Origin of the sequence: Microbacterium sp. AK009 (assembly GCF_013410955.1) — a bacterium.
Taxonomy (GTDB): Bacteria; Actinomycetota; Actinomycetes; order Actinomycetales; family Microbacteriaceae; genus Microbacterium.
On record NZ_JACCCG010000006.1, the window covers coordinates 1 to 22,694 of the forward strand.

At 71.1% G+C, this 22,694-nt stretch carries 23 protein-coding genes; 12 read left to right on the forward strand and 11 right to left on the reverse strand.

Annotation, left to right across the window (positions count from 1 at the left end):
- Nucleotides 1-92: 92 nt before the first annotated feature.
- Both HDC37_RS13560 and HDC37_RS13565 read right to left on the reverse strand, forming a co-directional pair.
- Nucleotides 93-1,175 (reverse strand): DUF222 domain-containing protein, encoded by a 1,083-nt coding sequence (locus HDC37_RS13560; protein WP_179560947.1) that lies wholly within the window; start codon nucleotides 1,173-1,175, stop codon nucleotides 93-95.
- 87 nt (nucleotides 1,176-1,262) lie between these two features.
- Entirely contained in the window at nucleotides 1,263-2,174 is a 912-nt protein-coding gene (locus HDC37_RS13565; protein WP_179560948.1) for a PaaX family transcriptional regulator C-terminal domain-containing protein, read from the reverse strand.
- A gap of 73 nt (nucleotides 2,175-2,247) precedes the next feature.
- Here HDC37_RS13565 and HDC37_RS13570 point away from each other — a divergent pair, with 73 nt between their 5' ends.
- On the forward strand, nucleotides 2,248-2,955 hold the full coding sequence (locus HDC37_RS13570) for an AIM24 family protein (RefSeq protein ID WP_179560949.1): 708 nt from the start codon (nucleotides 2,248-2,250) through the stop codon (nucleotides 2,953-2,955).
- A 10-nt stretch (nucleotides 2,956-2,965) separates the two neighbouring features.
- On the forward strand, nucleotides 2,966-3,430 hold the full coding sequence (locus HDC37_RS13575; RefSeq protein WP_179560950.1) for a shikimate kinase: 465 nt from the start codon (nucleotides 2,966-2,968) through the stop codon (nucleotides 3,428-3,430).
- A gap of 475 nt (nucleotides 3,431-3,905) precedes the next feature.
- On the opposite strand, the gene HDC37_RS13580 is transcribed toward HDC37_RS13575, so the two are convergent.
- A complete protein-coding gene (locus HDC37_RS13580) occupies nucleotides 3,906-4,850 on the reverse strand; it encodes a serine hydrolase (RefSeq protein ID WP_179561293.1) in 945 nt (314 codons plus the stop codon).
- A gap of 80 nt (nucleotides 4,851-4,930) precedes the next feature.
- A complete protein-coding gene (locus tag HDC37_RS13585) occupies nucleotides 4,931-6,913 on the reverse strand; it encodes a M13 family metallopeptidase (RefSeq protein WP_179560951.1) in 1,983 nt (660 codons plus the stop codon).
- A 104-nt stretch (nucleotides 6,914-7,017) separates the two neighbouring features.
- Between HDC37_RS13585 and HDC37_RS13590 the strand changes: the two genes are divergently transcribed.
- The gene (locus tag HDC37_RS13590) at nucleotides 7,018-8,328 is read left to right on the forward strand and encodes an MATE family efflux transporter (protein ID WP_179561294.1); all 1,311 of its coding nucleotides are present in this window, start codon (nucleotides 7,018-7,020) and stop codon (nucleotides 8,326-8,328) included.
- Here the strand turns inward: HDC37_RS13590 and HDC37_RS13595 are convergent.
- Together HDC37_RS13595 and HDC37_RS13600 are read right to left on the reverse strand one after the other, a co-directional pair.
- A complete protein-coding gene (locus HDC37_RS13595; protein WP_179561295.1) occupies nucleotides 8,276-10,225 on the reverse strand; it encodes a heavy metal translocating P-type ATPase in 1,950 nt (649 codons plus the stop codon). The genes HDC37_RS13590 and HDC37_RS13595 overlap by 53 nt on opposite strands.
- Nucleotides 10,226-10,286: 61 nt before the next feature.
- Nucleotides 10,287-10,931 (reverse strand): RNA methyltransferase, encoded by a 645-nt coding sequence (locus HDC37_RS13600; protein WP_179560952.1) that lies wholly within the window; start codon nucleotides 10,929-10,931, stop codon nucleotides 10,287-10,289.
- A 51-nt stretch (nucleotides 10,932-10,982) separates the two neighbouring features.
- Between HDC37_RS13600 and HDC37_RS13605 the strand changes: the two genes are divergently transcribed.
- Nucleotides 10,983-11,621: a metal-dependent transcriptional regulator gene (locus tag HDC37_RS13605; RefSeq protein ID WP_179560953.1), complete on the forward strand. Its 639-nt coding sequence runs from the start codon at nucleotides 10,983-10,985 to the stop codon at nucleotides 11,619-11,621.
- A 41-nt stretch (nucleotides 11,622-11,662) separates the two neighbouring features.
- Here the strand turns inward: HDC37_RS13605 and HDC37_RS13610 are convergent, their stop codons facing one another.
- Complete coding sequence (locus HDC37_RS13610; protein ID WP_179560954.1) at nucleotides 11,663-12,598, reverse strand: SDR family NAD(P)-dependent oxidoreductase; 936 nt, start codon at nucleotides 12,596-12,598, stop codon at nucleotides 11,663-11,665.
- 64 nt (nucleotides 12,599-12,662) lie between these two features.
- On the opposite strand from HDC37_RS13610, the gene HDC37_RS13615 reads away from it, so the two are divergent.
- From HDC37_RS13615 to HDC37_RS17290, 3 genes are read left to right on the forward strand one after another with little or no spacing between them, the layout of a single operon-like run.
- Entirely contained in the window at nucleotides 12,663-13,472 is an 810-nt protein-coding gene (locus tag HDC37_RS13615; RefSeq protein WP_179560955.1) for an HAD-IIA family hydrolase, read from the forward strand.
- Between the two features lie 17 nt (nucleotides 13,473-13,489).
- Entirely contained in the window at nucleotides 13,490-14,062 is a 573-nt protein-coding gene (locus tag HDC37_RS13620) for a YdeI family protein (protein WP_179561296.1), read from the forward strand.
- Nucleotides 14,059-14,193, forward strand: coding sequence for a hypothetical protein (locus HDC37_RS17290; protein ID WP_257021524.1), 135 nt, complete (start codon nucleotides 14,059-14,061; stop codon nucleotides 14,191-14,193). The genes HDC37_RS13620 and HDC37_RS17290 overlap by 4 nt, the downstream gene beginning before the upstream one ends.
- A 15-nt stretch (nucleotides 14,194-14,208) precedes the next feature.
- Here HDC37_RS17290 and pyrE read toward each other — a convergent pair whose 3' ends face one another.
- On the reverse strand, nucleotides 14,209-14,787 hold the full coding sequence (pyrE, locus tag HDC37_RS13625) for an orotate phosphoribosyltransferase (protein ID WP_179560956.1): 579 nt from the start codon (nucleotides 14,785-14,787) through the stop codon (nucleotides 14,209-14,211).
- Between the two features lie 40 nt (nucleotides 14,788-14,827).
- On the opposite strand from pyrE, the gene HDC37_RS13630 reads away from it, so the two are divergent.
- Genes HDC37_RS13630 through HDC37_RS13640 form a run of 3 tightly spaced genes read left to right on the forward strand, consistent with a single transcriptional unit; the run spans nucleotide 14,828 to nucleotide 18,915 of the window.
- On the forward strand, nucleotides 14,828-15,676 hold the full coding sequence (locus HDC37_RS13630) for an exodeoxyribonuclease III (RefSeq protein WP_179560957.1): 849 nt from the start codon (nucleotides 14,828-14,830) through the stop codon (nucleotides 15,674-15,676).
- 48 nt (nucleotides 15,677-15,724) lie between these two features.
- A complete protein-coding gene (gene crtI, locus HDC37_RS13635; RefSeq protein ID WP_257021525.1) occupies nucleotides 15,725-17,458 on the forward strand; it encodes a phytoene desaturase family protein in 1,734 nt (577 codons plus the stop codon).
- Complete coding sequence (locus HDC37_RS13640; protein ID WP_218869834.1) at nucleotides 17,455-18,915, forward strand: carotenoid oxygenase family protein; 1,461 nt, start codon at nucleotides 17,455-17,457, stop codon at nucleotides 18,913-18,915. Before crtI ends, HDC37_RS13640 begins: the two co-directional genes overlap by 4 nt.
- A 3-nt stretch (nucleotides 18,916-18,918) precedes the next feature.
- On the opposite strand, the gene HDC37_RS13645 is transcribed toward HDC37_RS13640, so the two are convergent.
- A complete protein-coding gene (locus tag HDC37_RS13645) occupies nucleotides 18,919-19,488 on the reverse strand; it encodes a hypothetical protein (RefSeq protein ID WP_308472220.1) in 570 nt (189 codons plus the stop codon).
- Between the two features lie 78 nt (nucleotides 19,489-19,566).
- Nucleotides 19,567-19,809 (reverse strand): hypothetical protein, encoded by a 243-nt coding sequence (locus tag HDC37_RS13650; RefSeq protein ID WP_179560959.1) that lies wholly within the window; start codon nucleotides 19,807-19,809, stop codon nucleotides 19,567-19,569.
- A gap of 132 nt (nucleotides 19,810-19,941) precedes the next feature.
- Here HDC37_RS13650 and HDC37_RS13655 point away from each other — a divergent pair, with 132 nt between their 5' ends.
- Together HDC37_RS13655 and HDC37_RS13660 are read left to right on the forward strand one after the other, a co-directional pair.
- Nucleotides 19,942-21,267 carry a sensor histidine kinase gene (locus HDC37_RS13655; RefSeq protein WP_179560960.1) on the forward strand — a complete coding sequence of 442 codons (1,326 nt, stop codon included), beginning with the start codon at nucleotides 19,942-19,944 and terminating at the stop codon, nucleotides 21,265-21,267.
- A 32-nt stretch (nucleotides 21,268-21,299) separates the two neighbouring features.
- Complete coding sequence (locus tag HDC37_RS13660) at nucleotides 21,300-22,043, forward strand: response regulator transcription factor (protein WP_218869856.1); 744 nt, start codon at nucleotides 21,300-21,302, stop codon at nucleotides 22,041-22,043.
- A gap of 64 nt (nucleotides 22,044-22,107) precedes the next feature.
- On the opposite strand, the gene HDC37_RS13665 is transcribed toward HDC37_RS13660, so the two are convergent.
- Entirely contained in the window at nucleotides 22,108-22,677 is a 570-nt protein-coding gene (locus tag HDC37_RS13665) for an NADPH-dependent FMN reductase (RefSeq protein ID WP_179560962.1), read from the reverse strand.
- Nucleotides 22,678-22,694: the final 17 nt, after the last annotated feature.

A 22,694-nucleotide genomic window follows, 5' to 3' on the forward strand; every position in this document is an offset into this window, starting at 1 on the left:
CACCTATCGAGTACGAGACCGAATACCATCAAGCACACGCCCAGGAGCCCCTGGCCGCGTGACAGAAAAGCCTCCACGGAACCCAGGACGGTTCAGGCCATCCGCCTTGCGGTGTCGGGGTCGACGGGGGTGACCCCGTTCAGCTCCGCACCCGAGTTCGTCACCCCGGTGAGGGTGGTGATGGGGATGGTGATCTGCACCTCCGCCTTGATTGCGCCGAGCCCGCCGCCGGTGGTGGTCGGGTCGGTGGGGTCGATCACCGGGGTCCCGGCGAGGAGCATGTCCAGGGCCAGGTCGCAGCGGATCTCATCCAACGACCGGTCATCGAACCACGGCTCGGCGTCGTGCATGGCTTCGGCGTCTTGCGTGGCATCGGCGCTGCTGTTGCTCTTGCCGTTGCCGTTGCCGTTGTCGTTGCCGTTGCTCTCGCCGTCGCCGTTGCCGTTGCCGTTGCCGTTACCGTTCCCGCCCGTCTTCTTCGCCTCAGCCTGCCCGGCGGCGTAGGCGCGCCGCTTCGCGCGGTCGACGTCCTTGACCGTCGTCCCCTGCCCGGTGAGGCGGTGGTAGGCGCCGTGGATGTAGACGTTCCCACCCACGATCGTCAACGCCGACAGGGTGTCGTCCAGGTCCGTGACCCACACCCGCCGCTGCCGTATCGCGGTGTCGTGCCGTTCCTGCAACGGGCGCGGGTCCAACACCTCCGCGCGCTGCCGGGCGTACTTCTTCGTCCGCGGCACCGTCTGCCGCTCCGCCTCCACCAGCACGATCCGCTCGAACGACGCCCTGTCCACCGGGTCCTCGATGACCCGTCCCGCGTCCTGGATCACCTGCGCATGCGCCCGCGTCACCCGCCCCTCCACGAGGGCTTCCATCGTCTGCGGGAACAACTCGATGAGTTCATGCGCGTCGTGCATCTGCGTCTGCATCGCCCGGTCGTTCACCCGCACCGCCATCCCGAGCTCGAGTGCCATCGACCGCAGCGGCATGTCCCGCTCCCGCGACGACACCGACCCGATCCGCGACCGCTGCTCCAGCGTCAACGCGTACGCATCCGCCAGCAGCCGGGTCCTCTTCGCCGCAAGCTTCGCCTCTGCTCGCTGCAACTTGGCCAGTTCGTCCGCGAACACCCCGGCGCGCTTGTCTTCCGCCCGCCGCCGCTTCTCGTCCGCGTCCACTGAAAACCCCGTCTCGATGACCTACCCACATCATCGTAGGGGGTTCCGACATTGACTGAAGAGAATACCGCGTACAGACGAAACTATCTACGAACGAGCCAGCCGCCGCTCGAGCACCCCGCGCGCGAGCGGCTCATCCACGCGAGACACGTGCCACCGCATCCGATCCTCGGCAGCCGGGCCGAGGTCGTCGAAGCGCCTTCCGAATCGGGCGCGGACGTCTTCGCGGGGCCAATCGGCGGGCAGCAGCGCCGCCGGAAGCCCCGCATCCACGCCCCGGAACGCCTGCCACTGGATCATCAGCCCCGTCCGCTCCGCCAGGGCCGCCGCCCCCGTGAGTTCCGCCGTCGACGCGACCAGCTCGCGACGGAACACCTCATAGCGCTCACCGACGCCGGCGAGATCCCACGCGCGCTGCGGTCCGCCCGGCCCCGCGACATCCAGCTGTGCACGCATCGTGGTGACATCCGGAACCCCGAGGTCGAGCAGCTCCGCTCGGGCGAGCGCCGCGACATCCGAGGGGGAGATCCACACGCCGTCGTAGAGCGGACCGAACCCCAGGAACTTCAGCCGCGAGCGTGCCGTGTGGCGGAGGGCCCGCTGCGACTCCGGGATCGAGAACGTCACCACGCTCCACGCACCGTCCCACACTACCGGCGCGACCCCGAAACTCTCGAGCCACCGCGCCTCGTCTTCGATGATCGCCCGTCCCCGCGAGGTGAGCCCGTGGGTGGTTCGGCGACCCTCCCGACGTTGCTCGAGGAGCTCCAACCGCACGAGCCGCGCGAGTGTCGCGCGCGCAGCGGGCTCCTTCATCCCGAGATCGCCCATCGCACCGACGAGCGCCGCCGACGGGAGGGGATCGTCGTTGCGCCACCAGTAGTCGCCGAAGAGAGTCAGCACCTGCCGCGCGGGCGACACCTTGCGAAGCGGCCGACCGCCACCGATCGCGGCCTCCCCCGGAGAGGAGGACAGATCGGATGACGCGGCGAGGGCCATGCCGACATCCTGGCAGGTCGCACGCCCCTACCGGCGGGTATCGCCCGACCGGACGCCTCGCTATGGTGTGGCCATGAAGGCCACCATCGCAGGGACGACCATGCCGGTTCTCGAGCTCACCCTCGACCCGGGCGAGCGGATCATCGCCGAAGGCGGCGACGTCTCGTGGCTGACACCGGGCTTCGACATCCAGACCTCCACTGCGTTCGGCTCAGGCGGCAAGGGCGGCTTCATGAGCGGCCTGAAGCGCATGGTCGGCGGCGGGCAGCTCTTCCTCACCCAGTACACAGCGCAGGCACCGGGGAGCTTCGTCGCGTTCGCCGCGCAGCTGCCGGGCACGATCCGCGAGATCGCGATCGACCCACAGGACCAGTTCATGGTGCAGTCGGGCGCCTACATGGCGAGCACTCCTGCCGTCGAGGTGTCGGTGGGGCTGCAGAAGAAGCTCGGCGCCGGCATCTTCGGCGGCGCCGGCGTGGTGTTCCAGAAGCTCGCGGGCAACGGCACCGCCTGGGTGCAGCTCGCCGGCGAGATCGTCGAGTACGACCTGCAGGCCGGGCAGTCGCTCCTCATCCACCCGGGCCACCTGGCGCTCTACCGGGCCGAGATGCCGCTCGAGTTCGCCAGCATCAAGGGCATCAAGAACAAGTTCTTCGGCGACTCGCTCTTCCTCGCTCAGCTGCACGGGCCTGGCCACGCCTGGCTGCAGTCGATGACGCCCGCGAAGCTCGCTGCGGCGATCGAGCCGTACCTGCCCGAGAAGTCGGGCGACGACAACTGAGGAACGGCTCGTGCCCCGCATCCTCATCACCGGCATGTCGGGCGCCGGGAAGTCGACCCTCCTCGCCGAGCTCGCGCGCCGCGGCCACCTCACCGTCGACACAGACCATGACGGCTGGACCGACGGCGACGGTGGACCCTGGGACGAGGAGCGGATGGCGCGACTGCTCGCCACGCGAGAGCACGTCGTCGTCTCGGGCACGGCCGAGAACCAGGGGCTGTTCCGAGACCGGTTCGCCCATATCGTCCTGCTGAGCGCACCGATCGAGGTCCTGCTCGAGCGCGTCCGGCGGCGCACCGACAACCCGTACGGGAAGACCCCGGAACAGCAGGATGACATCCGCCGCTACACGATCGAGGTCGAGCCGCTTCTCCGCCGATCGGCGACGCTCGAACTCGACGGGCGCCGACCGGTGTCCGAGCTCGCCGACGAGGTCGAGGCGCTCCTCGCCGGAGCTCCCGCCCGAGAGCGCTGAGCGCCGCCGTCCGGTCCTCGCCGCCGTCCCTTGCCATCCCCGCCCGAGCATGTCCCACACGATGCGACCCAGGCCCGCAGCATCCCGCTCCTCCTGCGACATGCTCGCCAGGGATGTCGCAGAAGGCGCGCACTCCGAGTCCCGAAGGCGCAACATCTGGGACATGCTCGCCGGGGATGTCGCAAAGGGCGCGTGCTCCGAGCGCGGCAGCCACGCGGTCGAGACACGCCCGCTCTCAGACCTCAGCGCACTCGCGTGGCGCTCGTCGCCGGAGCCCGCCCCGAGCCAGTGAGCGCTGGCCGCACCGCCGCCCCCGCCGCCGCGCGTGTCCCACACGATGCGACGTAGGCCCGCAGCATCCCGCTCCTTCTGCGACATGCTCGCCGGGGATGTCGCAGAAGGCGCGGGCTCCGAGCGCCGCGGCCGCACCTATCGAGACACGCAGCCGAGAGAACCGCCGGGCGCCGAACCTCGCTCAGTACGCGTACTCCATGAGCTCTACCCCGAGCGCGCGGAACGCCTCGTGCGCGCGGCTCCGATGCATGACCGACAGGTCGTCGAAGCAGACGATGAGGGCGTAGGCGACTCCGGCGCGGGGACCGGCGATCACCCCGGCCTCGACACGGATGCCACGGTCTCGGCCTGTCTTGTTGAAGAAGAGCAGTCCGTGGTCATCGCTCTCGTGCGCGAACGGGTCGAGCCCCGTGGCCGACGCGACGAGGGAAAGATCATGGTTGAGAGTCAGCCACTCCGCCACCTGCGCGCTGACCGCCGGCGACACCGCCTGACTGTTCGCCAGGGCCGCGAAGACCTCCGCGAGATCGCGGGCGGAGCTCAAGGCGAAATGGGGGGCGTCGTCGGGCCCACGGTGGTCGCGGAACCGGTCGAGGAGCGCCGTGCGTGTGAGACCGAGGGTGTCGATCCGTGCCCGCACGGCGGGCAGACCCACCCGCTCGAGCAGCCCGTTCGCGGCGAGGCCATCGCCCGCGGCAGCGGCGAGTACCGCCATGTCGACGAGCGGAAGGGTCGGCACCTTCAGGTGCTGCCAGAGCCCCGCACCCTCGATGCCCGCGAGGCGGGCGCGATCGCACAGCTCGAGCGGGTCGAGGGTTCCGCCCTCGAACTGGGCAGCCACCTCGATCAGCAGCGGCACGACGCCGAGGCCCGCGACCGGCTGGGTGACATGGTCGTCACCGGCGAGCACCGTGGTTCCCCGATCGAGATCGGTGATGCGCACCGACACCTGCGCGCCCGACGCCGCGACGGCGTCGAGGGCGCGCAGGGTCGAGGTGAACGTGCGCGCTCCGCCCCCGCCGCGACGCGAGGTGCGCGCGCGCCCGCGGCGGGGTCCGCGCAGCGGGTCGGCCTCCCGACGGGAGCCCGGTCCGGAAGACCCCTGCGAGGGCGGTTCGATGGGCATCGCCACGCGACTGTCCCTCCTGCCAGACGGTTCGGTCAAGTGTCTACGCGAAGTCGGCCTTCGCCACCAGACCGGCCGGATCACCAGATGGTGACGCGCTTGTCCTTCTCGAGCCAGAGGGCATCGGACTCGGTGACACCGAACGCGTCGTAGAACGCATCGATGTTACGGACGATCTGATTGCAGCGGAACTCGTTCGGCGAATGCGGGTCGATCGTCAGCAGGCGGATCGTCTCGGCGTCGCGCCCCTTCTGCTGCCAGATCTGCGCCCACGACAGCAGCAGCCGCTGGATGCCGGTGAACCCGTCGATCTCGGGGCCCTCCACCGGGGCGCCCTCGATGTCGGCACCGAGCGACAGGCGATACGCCTTGATCGCGATGCCGAGACCGCCGAGGTCGCCGATGTTCTCACCGATCGTGAGCGCGCCGTTGACCGTGTTCTCCGCCGCGAGACCCTGCGGCACGAGAGCGCTGTACTGCTCGATGAGCACCGCGGTGCGCTCCTCGAAGGCCGCGCGGTCGGCATCCGTCCACCAGTCGCGCAGCGACCCGTCGCCGTCGAAGCGGCTCCCCTGGTCGTCGAAGCCGTGACCGATCTCATGACCGATCACCGCGCCGATGCCGCCGTAGTTGGCGGCCGCGTCGCGCGTCTCGTCGAAGAACGGGTACTGCAGGATCGCCGCGGGGAACACGATCTCGTTCATCAGCGGGTTGTAGTACGCGTTGACCGTCTGCGGCGTCATGTACCACTCGTCGCGGTCGATCGGTCCGCCTACCTTCGCCAGCTGGCGATCGTGCTCCCAGATGTGGGAGCGACGCACGTTGCCCACCAGATCGGCCTCGTCGATCTCGAGCGCGGAGTAGTCCTTCCACATCACGGGGTAGCCGATCTTCGGCGTGAAGGCCTCGAGCTTCGCAAGCGCCCGCTCACGGGTCTCGGGGGTCATCCACTCGAGCTCGGAGATGCTCTGCCGGTACGCCTCGATGAGGTTCGCGACGAGTTCATCCATCGCATCCTTCGCCGCCGGGGGGAAGTGCCGCTCGACGTAGACCTTGCCGATCGCCTCGCCCATGGCCGCCTCGGTGAGGCCCACCCCGCGCTTCCAGCGCTCGCGGTTGACGGGGACGCCGGTGAGCTGGGTGCCGTAGAAGGCGAAGTTCGCCTCGACGAAGTCATCCGACAGGAACGGCGCGAGCGCGTGGACGACCTGGAAGCGCAGCCACGCCTTCCAGTCCTCCAGCCGGTCGTCGCGCAGCAGCCCGCCGAGCCCCTCGATGAAGCTCGGCTGGTAGACGACGACCTCGCTGAACGCGTCCTCGTACCCGGGAGCAAGGCCCTCCAGCCACGGCTGGAGGTCGGCCCCGGCGAGGCTCTTCACCTGCTCCCAGGTGCGGAGGTTGTAGGTCGCGACGGCGTCGCGGCTCTTGACGTTGTCCCAGTGGTGGGTCGCCAGCTCGGTCTCGAGGGAGAAGATGCGATCAGCGGATGCCGCGGCGTCGGCGACCCCGGCCAGCTCGAGCATCTTCTCCACGTGCGCCCGGAACGCCGTGCGGGTGTCGGCGAAGTTCTCCAGGCGGTAGTAGCTCTCGTCGGGGAGGCTCAGTCCGCCCTGCACGAAGAACGGCACGTACCGCTGCGGGTTGCCCGGGTCGGGCTCGACGTAGAGCACCATGAGCGAGCCCGCACCCTCGCGCTCGAAGGCGCCGACGAGCCGCAGGAAGTCGGGGATGCTCGCGACCTCGTCGATGCGCGCCAGCTGCGCCGCCAGCGGCGCGGCGCCGAGGTCCGCGATGCGACCGGTGTCCATGAAGCTGGCGTAGAGGTCGCCGATCTTGCGGGTCTCGGTGCCGGGCTCGGCGCCCTGCGACTCCTCGATGATCGCGCGGACGTCCTTCTCGGCCTGCTCGGCGATGAGGTGGAACGACCCCCACCGCGCCTTGTCGTCGGGGATCTCGGTGCGGTCGAGCCACGAGCCGTTGACGTGACGGAACAGGTCGTCCTGCGGGCGGATCTCGTCGCTGAGTTCGTCGAGCGCGAGGCCGGAGTGGAGGGCATCGGTCATGGGTTCCAGGATAGGCGGCGCTTCTGCGGGCGGCGTCCGAGGCGGTGTCGCCGACGGGTTCTACGCTCGGTGGGGTGGGCGAGAGCGAGCAGAAGACCGGACGGATGACGCTGAACCGCGACATCCTGAGCCTCGCCGTCCCCGCGCTCGGCGCCCTGATCGCCGAGCCTCTGTTCCTCATCCTCGACTCGGCCTTCGTCGGGCACCTCGGGATCGTCCCGCTCGCGGCGCTCGGCATCGGCGCGGCGGTGCTGCAGACGATCGTCGGCCTGATGGTGTTCCTGGCCTACTCCACGACCCCCGCCGTCGCCCGGCGGTTCGGGGCGGGCGACCCCGCGCGCGCGGTGTCGGTCGGCATCGACGGCATGTGGCTGGCCCTCGGCATCGGCGCGATCCTCGCCCTCGCGGGGTATCTCGCCACCCCGTTGCTCGTCGGCCTCTTCGGAGCCGGCCCCGAGGTCGCCGCCGACGCGCAGATCTACCTCGGCATCTCGATGTGGGGACTGCCGGCGATGCTCATCGTCTTCGCCGCAACGGGCCTCCTCCGGGGCATGCAGAACACGGTGACGCCACTGTGGATCGCCGGGCTCGGGTTCGGCGCGAACGCGCTGCTGAACTGGATCTTCATCTACGTCTTCGGCTGGGGCATCGCGGGGTCGGCTGTCGGCACGGTCGTCGCCCAATGGGGCATGGTGGCCGCCTATGTGGTGGTCATCGGCCGGCTCGCGCGTCGGCACGCGGCATCCGTCCGTCCACAGCGCGAGGGCGTGCGCGGCTCGGCCCTCCAGGGCGGATGGATGTTCCTGCGGACGGTGTCGCTGCGCGCGGCGCTGCTGGCGACCGTCGCGGTCGCGACCGGTCTCGGTACGGACGAGCTCGCCGGCTGGCAGGTGGCCTTCACGATCTTCTCCACGGCCGCTTTCGCGCTGGACGCCCTCGCGATCGCCGCACAGGCCCTCATCGGCAAGGGCCTCGGCGCCGGCGACGAGCCGTACGTGCGCCGCGTGCTCGGCCGCACGGTGGCGTGGGGAGCGTGGTTCGGGGTCATCGTCGGCGCGGGCATCGCCGCGGCATCCGGCGTCATCGGCCTGGTGTTCACCGGCGACCCGGCGCTCGCCGCGCTCGTGCAGCCGGCCCTGCTCGTGCTCGCGGTGACCCAGCCGGTGTGCGGCGTGGTGTTCGTGCTCGACGGGGTGCTGATCGGAGCCGGCGACGGGAGGTATCTCGCGATCGTCGGGGTGCTGAACCTCGTGCCGTTCGTGCCCGCGCTGGTTCTCGTGGCGATCTTCGCTCCGGCCGGCGCCGCAGGACTGGCGTGGCTGGCGACGGCGTTCTTCGGGGTCTACATGCTCGCGCGCCTGGTCACGCTGGGGCGCCGGGTGCGCGGTCGGGCGTGGCTGACCGCGGGAGCGTGACGTCCGGCGTCGCGCCGATCACCGGCACCGGCCCGCGCAGCGCGCGCAGGGCGTAGAGGATCGTCGCGAGATCGACGCCCTCCTGGATGAGAGCGCCCGCGACGGCGGGAATGACGCCGGTCATCGCCACGATCATGAGGCCGATGCTGAGGGTGATCCCGATCCAGATCGCCGTGAGTGCCACTCGCAGGGTGTGGCGGCTGATCGCCACAGCCTCGGCGACCTTCGCCAGGGAGTCGACGACCACCACGACGTCGGCGGCGTCACCGGCGGCCGTCGCCCCGCGCGCGCCCATCGCCACACCGATGTCGGAGGCGGCGAGCACCGGCGCATCGTTGACGCCGTCGCCGACCATCATCGTGGGCCTCGGCTGCATGGCGGCGGCGAGGTGGACCTTCTCGGGCGGGAGGAGCTCGGCGTGCACCTCGGTGATCCCCACCTGCGACGCGATGGCGGTGGCGGTGGTCTCGGCATCTCCGGTGAGCATCGCGACCCGTTCGACGCCGTTGCCGCGCAGCCAGTCCACCACGGCCGCCGACTCGGGCCGCACGGCGTCGGCGAGCACGAGGGCGCCGGCGAAGCGGTCGCCCACCGCGACGTAGGCGGCGGCCTGCCCAGAGACCAGATGCGTGCGGACGAAGGCGGGCGCGCGCGAGGCGATGAACGCGGGCTTGCCCACGGCCACCGGTGCGCCGTCGATGAGCGCCGTCACGCCGTTGGTGGCCACCTCCGTCGCCGCCTCGGCGGGGCGGAGGGTGATGCCCTCCACAGCCGCGAGGCGGCGCACCCCGTCTGCCAGCACGTGCGTGGAGTACTGCTCGGCCGTCGCGGCGAGAGTCAGCAGCTCGCGACGATCGAACCCGTCGGCCGGTCGCACGTCGACGAGGTCGGGTCGTCCCGCGGTGAGCGTGCCGGTCTTGTCGAAGCACGCCGACCGTGCCCGCGCGAGCCGCTCGATGACGCCGCCGCCCTTGACGATGACGCCCGCCTTCGCCGCGCGGGAGAGCCCGCCGAGGAAGGCCACGGGCGCCGCGATGAGGAGAGGGCAGGGGGTGGCCAGCACCAGCACCTCGGCGAAGCGGGCCGGGTCTCCCGAGATCGTCCACGCAGCGCCGGCGAGCACGAGCGACACGGCGGTGAACGGGATCGCGAAGCGATCGGCGAGCCGCACGACCGGCGCCCGGGAGGCCTGCGCCTGTCTCACGAGCGAGACGATCTGCTGGTACTGGCTCTGGGAGCTCGGGCGCCGCGCACGGATGCGCACGGCCTCCGCGCCGTTGATCGCCCCGGAGAACACCTCGTCCCCCCGGCCGTGTACCACCGGCATGCTCTCGCCGGTGAGGGAGGACTCGTCGAAGGTGCCGGTTTCGCTCTGCAGTTCGCCGTCGACGGGCACGATCTCGGAGGGACGGACGAGAAGGATGTCGCCGACGGCGACCTCGTCGACGGGAACGTCCGTGATCCGCTCCGCCTCCGCAGGGGGCGAATCGCCGTCCTCCGCCGTCGAGAGCCCGGGCTGACGCACCACGACGTGCGCGGTGCGCGGCGACCGGTCGAGGAGAGCGGTGAGGTCGCGCGTCGCGCGTCGCGCGGCGAAGTCTTCGAGCGCCTCACCGCCCGAGAGCATCAGCACGATGATGAGGGACGCCAGGTACTCCCCGACAGCGAGAGTGGCGACCATCGCCACGACCGCCAGCACATCCAGGCCGATGTGCCCGCGCAGCACGTCGCGCACCATGCGGACCAGGGTCCACACGATGAACAGCCCGACGTACGCGCTGGCGATCCAGCGCGCCCGCTGCTCCCCGCCGGCCGACGCGATGACCGCCACCACGGCGAGGACGACGAGCGTCGCCGCGATGATCGGGTACCGCGCCAGAGACCGCACCACCGCCACCGCTCCAGCATGGCGGTGGTGGTCGGCACTCGCCAGGGGACCGCTCACCAGAGGGCACCGGTCACGCCCAGCGGCGACACCACTCGTACATGACGACGGCACCCGCCGCAGAGGCGTTGATGGATCGCGTCGAACCGTACTGGGTGATCTCCACCACCGCTGAGGCTGCGGTGAGCGCCTCGGGCGACAAGCCCGGGCCCTCCTGCCCGAACAGCAGAACGCATCGCTCGGGGAGGTCGGCACGATCGAGCGGCACCGACCCCTCGACGTTGTCGATCGCGATGACGGGAAGGCCCTCGCCCGTCGCCCAGGCGGCGAACGCCGCGACATCCTCGTGATGACGCACGTGCTGGTAGCGGTCGGTGACCATCGCTCCGCGCCGGTTCCACCGCCGCCGCCCCACGATGTGCACCTCGGCGGCGAGGAAGGCGTTCGCGCTTCGCACGATCGACCCGATGTTCATGTCGTGCTGCCAATTCTCGATCGCCACGTGGAAGCCGTGGCGTCGCCGGTCGAGGTCGGCGACGATCGCATCCATCCGCCAGTACCGGTAGGCGTCGACGACATTGCGGGTATCGCCGGCGGCCAACAGGTCGGGGTCGTACCGCGGGTCGTCGGGCCACGCGTCGGGACCACCGGGCCAGGGGCCGACGCCGTGCGGGAGGGCTGATTCCGCAGGCTCGGACTCGTTCGAGGCGGCATCCACCGGAACAGGCTATCCCTCGGCCGGATCCTCCGACCTCGGTAGCCTGAGGCGGTGGCCTCCCCCGCCGTCGACGACTACCTCAAGACGATCTACCACCACACCGAGTGGCAGGACGCCCGGATGACGCCGTCCCAGCTCGCGGCGGTCCTCGGCCTCGCCCCCTCGAGCGTGACCGAGATGGTGAAGAAGCTCGCCGCGCAGGGGCTCGTGACCCATCGCCCCTATGGGCCCGTGACGCTCACCGAGAGCGGTGAGCGTCGCGCCGCCGCGATCATCCGTCGGCACCGCCTCATCGAGACCTGGCTGGTGCAGGAGTTCGGGTACAGCTGGGACGAGGTGCACGACGAAGCCGAAGTGCTCGAGCACACCGTCAGCGACCGACTGCTCGCCCGCATCGACGAGCGACTGGGCCACCCGCGGTTCGATCCGCACGGCGATGCGATCCCCGATGCCGACGGGCGCGTCGACCGCGAGCCCTTCGTGCTGCTCTCGGTGGCGCCCGCCGGGCATCAGGGGCGCGTGCTGCGCGTCAGCGACCGCGACCCCGATCTGCTCCGCGCCCTGGAAGTCGTCGGGGTCGCCGTGGGGCACGACATCGAGGTGCGCCTCGGGGGGCGGGTCTCGGTCGACGGCGGCGCGCCGCTCACCCTGCCGGAGGGTGCGGCGACGGCGGTCTGGCTGCGCGCCTGACCTCGGCGCGGCGCGCGGGCCGCGGGGCGGCGGCGACGCGCTCAGGGCCAGTGGATGCCCGAGGTCTCCTCGCAGAAGCGCCACAGCCGCTCGGCGACCTCGGGGTCGCGGGTGACCTTCGACGGGCGCTGCTTCGCGGGCCGGCCACGAAGCAGGAAGCGCGGCCCCCAGAACTCCCCGCCGCTCACCGTCGGGTCGGCGAGCGCGCGCACGAGCGGCCAGGCACCCTGCTCCTTGGACTGCGTGACCGGCCCCTGCAGGTTGTCGACGAAGCGCGCCCAGCGCGACGGCTCGTTCACCCCGTGGATGCCGGGGGTGCGTCCGCTGATGCTGTAGCCGGGGTGGGCGACGACGCTCGACACCGGCACTCCCGCCTCCCGCAGCCGCCGCTCGGCCTCGAGCCCGAGCGACGTGCACGCGACCTTCGACTGCGCATACGCCCGCCAGGGCGTGTAGCCCTCGACCAGCTGCGGGTCGACGGGATCGTAGGGCGAGATCGTCGCCGCGACGCTGCCGACCCACACCATCCGTCCCGCCACCGCCGACAGCGACGTCAGGAGCGCCCCCGCCAGGGCGAAGTGGCCGAGCACGTTCGTGGCGAAGACGACCTCGTTCCCGCCGTAGGTGGTCTCGCGGGTGCGGGGCGGATGGACGACGCCGGCGTTCAGCAGCAGACCGTCGATGTTCCACCGCGCGCGGGCCGTCGCTGCGGCCGCGCGCACCGAGCCGAGGTTGCTGGTGTCCAGCAGCAGGGTCTCGGTGGGTCCGACCGTCGCCGCCTCGGGCACACGCCGTTCCACCGCCGCTCGCGCCGAGACGAGGCGGTTCGGGTTCCGTCCGGTCATGACGACCCGTGCGCCCGCGCGCACCAGCTGCTCCGAGGCGAAGTACCCCAGTCCCCGCGTCGCACCCGTGACCAGGTAGGTGCGGCCGGTCAGATCCGGCAGCGCTTCGGGGTCCCACTCGGGCGCGGTCACCCCTCCGACAGTAGACCCCGCGCTCGCCCCCTGGCATCCTCGACTCCCCCGCTACGCTGGCATCATGCGGACCCGCGCCGATATCGAATGCTGGCTCACCGACATGGACGGGGTCCTCGTCCACGAGAACCGTCCGATCCCCGGCGCCGCGGAGCTGCTCGCGCAGTGGCGCGATCAGGCGACGCCGTTCCTCGTCCTGACGAACAACCCGATCTTCACGCCGCGTGACCTGAGTGCCCGGCTGGCCCGATCGGGCCTGGACGTCCCCGAGGAGCGGATCTGGACCTCCGCCCTCGCGACTGCCGACTTCCTCCGCTCGCAGCTCCCCGGCGGCACGGCGTTCGTCATCGGCGAGTCGGGCCTGACGACCGCCCTGCACGAGGCCGGATTCGTCATGACCGAGACCCAGCCCGACTACGTCGTCGTCGGCGAGACGCGGCAGTACAGTTTCGAGGCGATCACACGGGCGATCCGCTTCATCAACGACGGTGCACGCTTCATCATCACCAATCCGGATGCCACGGGCCCGACCCCCCACGGAGTGGTCCCCGCCACCGGGTCGTTCGCGGCGCTCATCACCCGCGCGACCGGCAAGGAACCCTACGTCGTCGGCAAGCCCAATCCGATGATGTTCCGGTCGGCTCTGAACCGCATCGGGGCGCACTCGGAGACCACGGGCATGATCGGCGACCGCATGGACACCGACGTGGTGGCCGGCATCGAGGCGGGCCTGCACACCGTCCTCGTGCTCACCGGCATCAGCGACCAGACCGAGATCGAGCGGTACCCGTTCCGGCCCGACGAGGTCGTCGACTCCGTCGCCGACCTGCTCGCGCCCGAGCCCCTGGAATCGGAGATGCCCGAGGGGGTGTGAGCCCCGAGGCGGTCGACATGGGTGCCCTCGACGACGGCGAGAAGGTGACGGCCCGCGACGCTGCCGCCTGGCGGGCGTGGCTCGCGGAGAACCACCGGGTGTCGACGGGGGCCTGGCTGGTTCGCCCCAGACCCGGGTCGGGCCTCGAGCTCGTCGGCTACGAGGACGCGATCGTCCAGGCGCTCTGCTTCGGGTGGGTCGACGGCCCGGTGCGGGTGTTCGACGAGCAGACGAGCGGACTCTGGTTCGCGCCGCGGCGGCCCACGAGCGGGTGGGCGGCGACGAACAAGGCGCGGGTCGCGCGCCTCGAGGCGGAGGGGCTTCTCGAGGAAGCGGGCATCCGCGCGATCGAGGTCGCCAAGGCCAACGGGTCCTGGAGCGTGCTGGACAACGCCGAGGCGCTGCGCGAACCCGACGATCTCGCCGCGGCCCTCGACGCCGATGCCGTCGCTCGCGCGAACTGGGACGGCTTCCCGCCCTCGGCCCGCAAGTACGGCATCGGGTTCGTCGACACCGCCCGAAAAGAAGAGACCCGCGCGGCGCGCATCGCGAAGATCGTCGCCGACGCGGCGGAAGGGAAGCGCCCATGATCTCCGAGACCGAGCAGACGCTGCTGCTGCTCAGCAGCGCGATCATCGTCGCCGGCACGCTCGTGGTGCTGCTGTGGCAGCTGGTGCGCTCCCGCCGCGGCCGCGGCCGCGGCCCGCGCGACGACGAGTAACGCCCCGCCGAGCGGCTACTGCGGCGCGAGACCCAGGTCGTCGAGGTCGATCGCGGCGAGCCACTGCAGGCCGGCCGCCTCGACGGCATCCTGCGCCCCGGTCCTGCGGTCGACGATCACCGCGACCGCCACCGGCTCCGCCCCCTCGCGCCGCAGCGCCTCGACGGCCTTCAGCGCCGACTGCCCGGTGGTGGAGGTGTCCTCCACCACGACGACGCGCTTGCCGGCGACATCCGCACCCTCGATCTGCCGGCCCCGGCCGTGGTCCTTGGGCTCCTTGCGCACCACGAACGCGTCGAGCGGACGCCCCGCCCGCACCGACTCGTGCAGCACGGCGTTGGCGATCGGGTCGGCGCCGAGCGTCAGCCCTCCGACGGCGACGACGCCGTCGACATCCCGGATGAGGTCGAGCATGATCCGCCCGATCGCGGGCGCCGCCCGATGGTCGAGGGTGAGCCGGCGCATGTCGACGTAGTACGACGCCTTCTTGCCGCTGGAGAGCGTGAAGTCGCCGTGGAACACCGCCTCGTCGGTGATGAGGGCGATGAGGGCCTGGCGGTCGGCTTCGAGCTCGGGAGTGGAGGCGACGGTCACGACGACGAGTCTAGATCCGGCGCCGTTCTACGCTGGAGGAATGCGCCTGGCCACCTGGAACGTCAACTCGATCCGCGCCCGCGTCGACCGCATCGTCGACTTCGCCGTCCGCGAGAGCATCGACGTGCTGGCGATGCAGGAGATCAAGTGCAAGGCCGAGCAGTTCCCCTACGAGCGGTTCGAAGAGGCCGGCTACGAGGTGCAGGCGCACGGATTCTCGCAGTGGAACGGGGTGGCGATCGCGAGCAGGGCGCCGATCGACGGCATCCGCACCGCCTTCCCGGGCATGCCGGGGTTCGCGAAGGGGCATGAGGGACCGGATGCGCCGCAGGAGGCGCGGGCGCTGGGCGCGCGCATCGACGGGGTCGAGGTGTGGAGTCTGTACGTGCCGAACGGTCGCGCACTCGGCGACCCGCACTACGACTACAAGCTGCACTGGCTCGCCGCCCTCGAGCAGTACGCCCGAGATGCCCTCGCCGCCGAGCCCGACCTGCCGCTGGCCCTCGTCGGTGACTTCAACATCGCCCCCACCGACGCCGACAACGGCGACCCGGCGGTGGTGCCCGGTTTCTCCACCCACGTCTCACCGCCCGAGCGCCAAGCGTTCGCTGCACTGCAGTCTGCGGGGCTCACCGACGTGGTGCGCCCGCTCGTGCCCACCGGCTACACCTACTGGGACTACAAGCGGCTGAAGTTCCCCCGCAACGAGGGGATGCGCATCGACTTCATCCTCGGGTCGGCGGGCCTGGCCGAGAAGGTCACCGGGGCGCAGATCCACCGCAACGAGCGCAAGGGCGAACTGCCGAGCGACCACGTCCCCGTCGTGATCGACCTCGACCTGAAACCGTCGGTGGAGGACGACGACGATCGCCCCATGATCTTCGGCTGAACCCCGAAGCCTCGACCCTCGCGACCCTCCCCCTCGCAGGGGAGCCGTATGCTAAGCCCCACATCCTCGAAAGGGGAGCGCAATGGGGAGCGTGTCAGGAACCCGAGGGACCTCCCGCGGGCGGGGAAGAGGCGTGGCTGCGGCCGCGACCTCGCTCATCGTGGTGCACTCTGCACCGAGCGGACGCCGGTGACCGCCGGGGGCGCGCGCGTCGTCGTCGTGGGCGCCGGATTCGGGGGGCTCGCCGCCGCCGCCCGACTTGCCGCCGCCGGACACGAGGTCACCATCCTCGAAAAGCGCGATCTCATCGGCGGGCGCGCGTACCGGTACGACATCAACGGGTTCCGCTTCGACGGCGGACCCACGGTGCTGACCGCCCCGTTCATGTTCGAGGAGCTGTTCGCCCTCGCCGGAGAGAAGCTGTCCGACCACGTCGAATTCGTCCCCCTCGACCCCTTCTACCGCGCGTTCGACGCCGCGGGCGGGCGCTTCGACTTCCGCGCCTCGCTCGACGACTTCCGCGAGGAAGTGGCCCGGCGAAGCCCCGCCGACGTCACCGGCTTCGACCGGCTGCAGCGGAAGATCAGCGGCATCTTCGACGCCTTCTACCCCTACACCGAGCGTTCGATGATGCAGCTGCACGTCATGCTGCGGATGCTCCCCTACCTGCTGCGCCACGGGGCCGCGCGCGGCATGCAGCACCTGGTGAACACCACCGTGCGCGACCCGTTCCTCCGGCGAGCCCTGGCCTTCCACCCCCTCCTCATCGGCGGCGACCCGGCCCGCACCCCGTCGCTGTACGCCCTCATCGTCGAGTTCGAACGCCGCTGGGGCGTGCACTACGCCATCGGCGGCACGAGCGCTCTCGTCGAGGCGATCGGCGCGCTCGTCCAGCGCCTGGGCGGCACGATCCGCTGCGGCGCCGAGGTCGACCGCATCCTCCACACCGGCGGACGCGTCACCGGGGTGCGCCTGGTCGACGGCTCCGAGCTCGACGCCGACGTCGTCATCTCGGGCGCCGACCCCGGCGCCACGTACGAACGCCTGCTCGCCGGTGCGCCGCAGGCGGCGCCGTCACGGATGCGGATGCGACGGAGCACGCCGAGCATGTCGCTGCACGTGCTCTACTTCGGCGCCGACCGCACCTGGCCCGACACCCCGCTCCACCACCACAACCTGCTCCTCGGCGGTGACGCGCGCGCGGTCATGCAGCGGGTCTTCCGACCGAAGGCCCGGGACCTCGAGGGCGGTGCGCACCTGGAGGCCGACGACCTGTTCCTCTACGTGCACGTGCCGACCCGCACCGACGCGTCGGTCGCGCCGCCGGGATGCGAGGCGCTGTATGTACTGGTCGCCTCGCCGGCCCTCCCCGCCCACGGGGAACGGTCGCCCGAAGCCGCCGCCGACGAGGCCGCCCGGGTGCGGCGCCTCGTGCTCGACACCCTCGACGACCGGTTCCTCCCGGGCCTGTCCGACCACATCATCGCCGAGCACGCGATCGGGCCCGAGCACTTCCGCGACGTCCTGCAGACGCCGCGCGGCGCGGCCTTCTCGCTGCAGCCGACGCTCTTCCAGTCGGGCTGGTTCCGCCCGCACAACCGCTCTCGCGCCGTGCGGGGTCTGTACCTCGTCGGTGCCGGCACCCACCCCGGCGCCGGCGTTCCGGCGGTGCTCGCCTCCGGCAAGATCGCCGCGGGCCTCATCGGCGAGGAGTTCCCCGCTGCCGCGCGACGCGCCGGCGACGCCGACGCGACCCGCATCGCCGACGAGGTGCCCTCGTGAGCGCGGGCACCACATCGCAGGGCTTCGCCGCCGGGTTCGGCGAGAGCCCCGAGGTCGAGATCGACGACGTGCCGGTCCGCGGCATCCTTCCCGACTGGTTGGAGGGGTCGCTGCTGCGCAACGGTCCCGGGTCGTTCCAGGTGGGTGAGCGGCGCTACCGGCACTGGTTCGACGGCCTGGCGATGCTCCACCGGTTCACCATCTCGCAGCACGCAGGATCGGGTGGCCGGGTGTCGTACCAGAACCGGTTCCTCGAGACCGAGGCCTACCGCGCGGCGCGCGACGAGGGCCGCATCGCCTTCCCCGAGTTCGCCACCGACCCGTGCCGGTCGCTCTTCGCCCGCGCGATGGCGGTGTTCGACCCGAAACCCACCGACAGCGCGAAGGTCAACATCGCCAAGGTGGCGGAGAAGTTCCTGGCCCTGGCCGAGACGCCGATCCAGGTCGAGTTCGACCCGGTGACGCTCAAGACGGTCGGAGTGACCGGGTGGGACACGTCGACCTTCGGGCGGATGACGACGGTGCACCCGCAGCTCGACGATGCGCGGGGCGAGGCGATCAACCTCGTCACGCGCTTCAACGCCTCGAGCCAGTACGTCTTCCGCCACCTCGACACCACCACCCCGGGGGCCAGCCCCACGACGCTCGCGCGCCGGCGGGTGGGCGAACCCGGCTACATCCACTCGTTCGGGATGTCGGAGCGCTACCTCGTGCTCGCCGAGTTCCCCCTTGTGGTGAACCCCGTCTCGCTCCTGCTGTGGCTGAAGCCCTACATCGAGAACTTCCGGTGGAAGCCCGAGCGCGGCACGAAGTTCCACGTCTTCGACCGGCAGACCGGCGCGCACGTGAAGACCCTCACCTCGCCGGCCTTCTTCGCCTTCCACCACGTCAACGCCTACGACGACGGCGACGAGGTCGTGGTCGACCTCGTCGGCTACGACGACGCCTCGGTGATCGAGGCGTTCTACCTCCACCGGCTCGAAGAGCCCGACGCCCGCATCCCTCCCGGAACCCTCCGTCGGTTCCGCCTCCCGATCAGCGACACGGCGAAGACGGTCACCGGCGAGGAGCTCTCGCCGACGCCGATCGAGCTGCCGAGCCTCGACTACGCGCGGATGAACACCCGCCCCGACCACCGGTACGTCTACGGGGTGAGCCTCGGCGACGAGCCGGGCTTCTACGACCGGCTCGTGAAGATCGACACCGTCACCCGCACCACGGCGACCTGGCACGCCGAGGGCTGCTACCCGGGCGAGGGCGTCTTCGTCGGGCGCCCCGGCCGCGAAGCAGAGGACGACGGCGTGGTGCTGTCGGTGGTGCTGGATGCCGCGGCGGAGACGTCGTTCCTCCTGGTGCTCGATGCGACGAGCTTCACCGAGATCGCGCGTGCCGAGCTCCCGCACGCGGTGCTGCACGGCTACCACGGACAGTTCTACGGCGAGGTCCGCCCGTCCTGACCCTCACTCGTCGAGATCGGGAGGTTCCGGCGTGCAGCCGGGCGGCTCGGAGTTGCCGCTGAGGGTGAACTCCTCGCAGTACAGCCATTCCGACTGGAAGACGCCGAGCAGGAACGACATGACGGCGATGCCGCCGACGACCCCGAGGATCGTCCACCGCGTGCTCCGCCGGGTGAACGAGGCGAAGTCGGGCCAGACGATCCGCACCAGCACCCACATCGTCAGCGGCAGTCCGACCACGACGACGAGGATGCCGGCGAGCGCGAGCAGGAACACGGCGAGGTTCTCTTCACTCTCGTTGAAGAGGAACGACAGCACGATCCACAGCGAGGGGATGAGGAGGAGCAGTGCCCGCACGAGCTTCGAGCCGACGGGTCGGCGCTCGATCAGCACGAAGACCAGGGCTGCGGTGGCCGCGGCCCACAGGGTCAGCAGCTGATCGAAGAAGAGGTCGCCCCAGGCGCCGAGGGTGAAGGCCGGCCACCACACGACCAGCGACATGCCGACCATGACCACGCCGATCGGCACGGCGCGCTGCGCTCGCCCCTGCTCTTCGATCTGATGTTCGCCCACCCGCCGCACGCTAGCAGCGGATGCGCCGGACACGCCGCCGCCCCCGCGGAGTGGCCCGCCGGGGCATCCGGATAGGTCTCAGACGTTCAGCTGGGCCGCCAGGTAGCGGGCGGGCTTCAGCGAGAGTCGAGGCTCCGCATCCCGGAGGGTGCGGATGACGCGCAGTTCGTCGGAGGCGGCGACACCGGCCTCGGCGATCACGCCGCGCGCCCATGCGCGGGCGCGAACCGTCACGGCCTCACCTTCACCGGGGAACAGCTCTGCGAGCTCGCGCCGCGGGTCGTCGCGATCTCCCCACAGGAGGTTCTCGATTTTCGCCATCATGCGCTCCTCTCCTCGGTACCCACCACCCTCTCAATCGCGGATGCGGTCGCACCTCCCCCGCGAGGCGGAGAACCGGAGGTCCGTCGAGGGGAGGATGCAGCCGGTCACCGCCGCCCCTACCGTGGAGGGATGACCGCGCCCGCATCCACGATCTCTCGGGCTCCGGCGACGCGCGCCGACTTCCGCGCCGACCTCGGTCTGGCGATCGGCCTCTTCGTCGGAGCCGTCCTGAGCGCAGCCCTGGGATCGGTCGCCGGCTTCTACGGCACCGACACCGTCGACATCCAGTGGTCCCTGCTGTACGGAGCAGCCCTCACTCTGCCCCTCGCGCTGCGCCGCCGCTTCCCCGAGATCATCGCGATCGCGGTGTCGCTGGCGTTCTTCATCGGGATGAGCTTCCGCATTCCCGAGGTCTACGTCGGCAACATCGCCGTCTTCATCGCCTTCTACACCGTCGGCGCCTGGGTCGATGACCGCCGGCGCGCCGTCATCGTCCGCGCGCTCATCACGGTCGGCATGTTCCTCTGGCTCCTGATCACCACCTTCCAGGCCGCCACCGCACCGACCGACGATGGGCTCTCGCGCGAGGGGGTCTTCTCCCCGTTCGTCGCCTACATGCTCATCCAGTTCCTGGTGAACGTGGCCTTCTTCGGCGGGGCCTACTACATGGGCGACCGGGCCTACGCGTCGGCGCTGCAGCGGCGCGCGCTCGAGCTGCGCACCGCCGAGCTCGAGCGGGAGCGGGAGGTGACCGCCGCCCAGGCCGTGGCCCTGGACCGCATCAAGATCGCACGCGAGCTCCACGACGTCGTCGCCCACCATGTCTCGGCGATGGGCGTGCAGGCGGGGGCCGCGCGCGCGGTGATCGAGAAGGATCCGGATGCCGCGCGCACCGCTCTCGCGGGGGTGGAGACCTCTGCGCGCTCGGCCCTTCATGAGCTGCGTCAGCTGCTCGAGACGCTCCGGACGCCCGACGGCGGATCGGTGGAGGGGTCGACCCTGTCGCTCGACGACCTCGGCGAGCTGGTGGCCCACGCCCAGGAGAACGGCCTCCCGACGACCTTCACCGTGGTCGGCGATCGCTGGTCGGTGCCGGACCTCGTGCAGGTGAATCTCTACCGCATCGCGCAGGAGGCGCTCACGAACGCCCGGCGTCACGCCGGACCGGACGCGAGCGCCGACGTGCGCCTGCGCTACGAGCGTGACGGCGTGGAGCTGGAGGTCACCAACACCGGCCGCGTCGCGACGGTCATCCGACCCGGTCTCGGCCTCGTGGGGATGCGCGAACGCGCGGCAGCCTCGGGCGGGGAGCTCGAGGCAGGACCCCGGCCGCGCGGCGGGTTCCGGGTGCGAGTGCGGGTGCCGGTCCGCTCCGACGGCCCGTCCCCAGTGCCGGAGGCCGCTGCGCCGGCCACGGCGGACCGCGTCACGGTCGGCGAGGGGTCCGCCCTGTGATCCGGGTGATCCTCGTCGACGATCACGCCGTGATGCGCGCCGGGTTCCGGATGATCCTGGAGTCACAGGACGACATCGCCGTGGTCGCAGAGGCCGCCAACGGCAGCGAGGCCGTCGCCGCGGCATCCGCTCATTCTCCCGACGTGATCTGCATGGACGTGCAGATGCCCGGGATGGACGGGATCACCGCGACCCGGGAACTCGTCGCCACCGGGTCGGAGGCCGCGGTGCTGATCGTGACGACGTTCGACCGCGACGACTATCTCTTCGAGGCGCTGTCGGCGGGCGCGAGCGGATTCCTGCTGAAGAACGCCGGGCCCGAGGAGCTCGTCCACGCGGTGCGCGTCGCGGCCGCCGGCGATGCGCTGCTCGCCCCCGAGGTCACCCGCCGGGTGATCCGCCGGTTCGCGGGTGGGGGTGGGGGTGAGGGTGCGGGCACGGCGTCGCACCCGGCGCCGCCCGCTGCTCCCGAGGACGATCCGCGCAGCGGAGGACTCATCGCGCCGGACCGTCCTCGTCAGGGAGGAATCTCCCCGCCTGGGTCGACGGCGGCGGCGCCCGGCGCCGCCCCGGCCGCACCGACCGTCGACCTCACCGACCGCGAGACCGAGGTGCTGCGCCTCGTCGCGCAGGCGCTCAGCAACGCCGAGATCGCCGAGCGCCTGTTCATCGGCGAAGCGACGGTCAAGACGCACGTGTCGAACGTGCTGCAGAAGCTCGGCGCGCGCGACCGGGTCGCCGCGGTGGTCTACGCCCACCGCCACGGGCTCGCATGAAACCCCGGGAATATGGAAGGGCCCCGACCCGCCGAAGCGGACCGGGGCCCTCCGAGGGGAGCCGTCAGGCGCTGACGAGCTCGCGCGCGTAGCGGTCGACGAGGGCGTTGAACGCCTCGAGGTACCCGGCGAGGAACGCGGCGGTCTCGTCGTTGGTGATCTCACCCGAGTCGGTGAACAGACCCGGCGTCGTCTGGATGTAGCCCTCGGGCTGTCCGAGCGACGGGGCGTTGAAGTGGCTGAGGATGGCCTTCAGGTGCTGCTGGCCCGCGGCGGTGGCGATGCCGCCCTGCGAGGTGCCGATGACGGCGGTGGGCTTGCCGTCGAAGGAGTTCTGACCCCACGGGCGCGCGGCCCAGTCGAGGGCGTTCTTCAGCACGCCGGGAATGGAGCGGCTGTACTCGGGGGTGACGATGATGACGCCGTCGACGTCGGCGAGGGCCTGCTTGAAGTCGCGAGCGACCTCGGGGTAGTCGGCGTCGTAGTCGGGCGAGTAGAACGGCAGGTCCTTGATCGGGATCTCGACGAGGGTCGTGCCCTCCGGGGCGAGGCGCGCGAGGGCCTCGGCCAGGCGCCGGTTGATCGACGTCGACGAGATGCTCCCGACGATGTACCCGATGGTGCGGTTGCTCATTGAGTTCTCCTCCATAG

What these genes read in the sequence shown, in the direction of transcription:
- HDC37_RS13580 (WP_179561293.1), bottom strand. Translation starts at nt 4,850, where the DNA reads ATGCCCATCGAACCGCCCTCGCAGGGGTCTTCCGGACCGGGCTCCCGT.
- HDC37_RS13630 (WP_179560957.1), top strand. Translation starts at nt 14,828, where the DNA reads ATGCGCCTGGCCACCTGGAACGTCAACTCGATCCGCGCCCGCGTCGAC.
- HDC37_RS13565 (WP_179560948.1), bottom strand. Translation starts at nt 2,174, where the DNA reads ATGGCCCTCGCCGCGTCATCCGATCTGTCCTCCTCTCCGGGGGAGGCC.
- HDC37_RS13590 (WP_179561294.1), top strand. Translation starts at nt 7,018, where the DNA reads ATGACGCTGAACCGCGACATCCTGAGCCTCGCCGTCCCCGCGCTCGGC.
- HDC37_RS13620 (WP_179561296.1), top strand. Translation starts at nt 13,490, where the DNA reads ATGGGTGCCCTCGACGACGGCGAGAAGGTGACGGCCCGCGACGCTGCC.
- HDC37_RS13650 (WP_179560959.1), bottom strand. Translation starts at nt 19,809, where the DNA reads ATGGCGAAAATCGAGAACCTCCTGTGGGGAGATCGCGACGACCCGCGG.
- HDC37_RS13665 (WP_179560962.1), bottom strand. Translation starts at nt 22,677, where the DNA reads ATGAGCAACCGCACCATCGGGTACATCGTCGGGAGCATCTCGTCGACG.
- crtI (WP_257021525.1), top strand. Translation starts at nt 15,725, where the DNA reads ATGCTAAGCCCCACATCCTCGAAAGGGGAGCGCAATGGGGAGCGTGTC.
- HDC37_RS13585 (WP_179560951.1), bottom strand. Translation starts at nt 6,913, where the DNA reads ATGACCGATGCCCTCCACTCCGGCCTCGCGCTCGACGAACTCAGCGAC.
- HDC37_RS13615 (WP_179560955.1), top strand. Translation starts at nt 12,663, where the DNA reads ATGCGGACCCGCGCCGATATCGAATGCTGGCTCACCGACATGGACGGG.
- HDC37_RS17290 (WP_257021524.1), top strand. Translation starts at nt 14,059, where the DNA reads ATGATCTCCGAGACCGAGCAGACGCTGCTGCTGCTCAGCAGCGCGATC.
- HDC37_RS13570 (WP_179560949.1), top strand. Translation starts at nt 2,248, where the DNA reads ATGAAGGCCACCATCGCAGGGACGACCATGCCGGTTCTCGAGCTCACC.
- HDC37_RS13655 (WP_179560960.1), top strand. Translation starts at nt 19,942, where the DNA reads ATGACCGCGCCCGCATCCACGATCTCTCGGGCTCCGGCGACGCGCGCC.
- HDC37_RS13660 (WP_218869856.1), top strand. Translation starts at nt 21,300, where the DNA reads ATGCGCGCCGGGTTCCGGATGATCCTGGAGTCACAGGACGACATCGCC.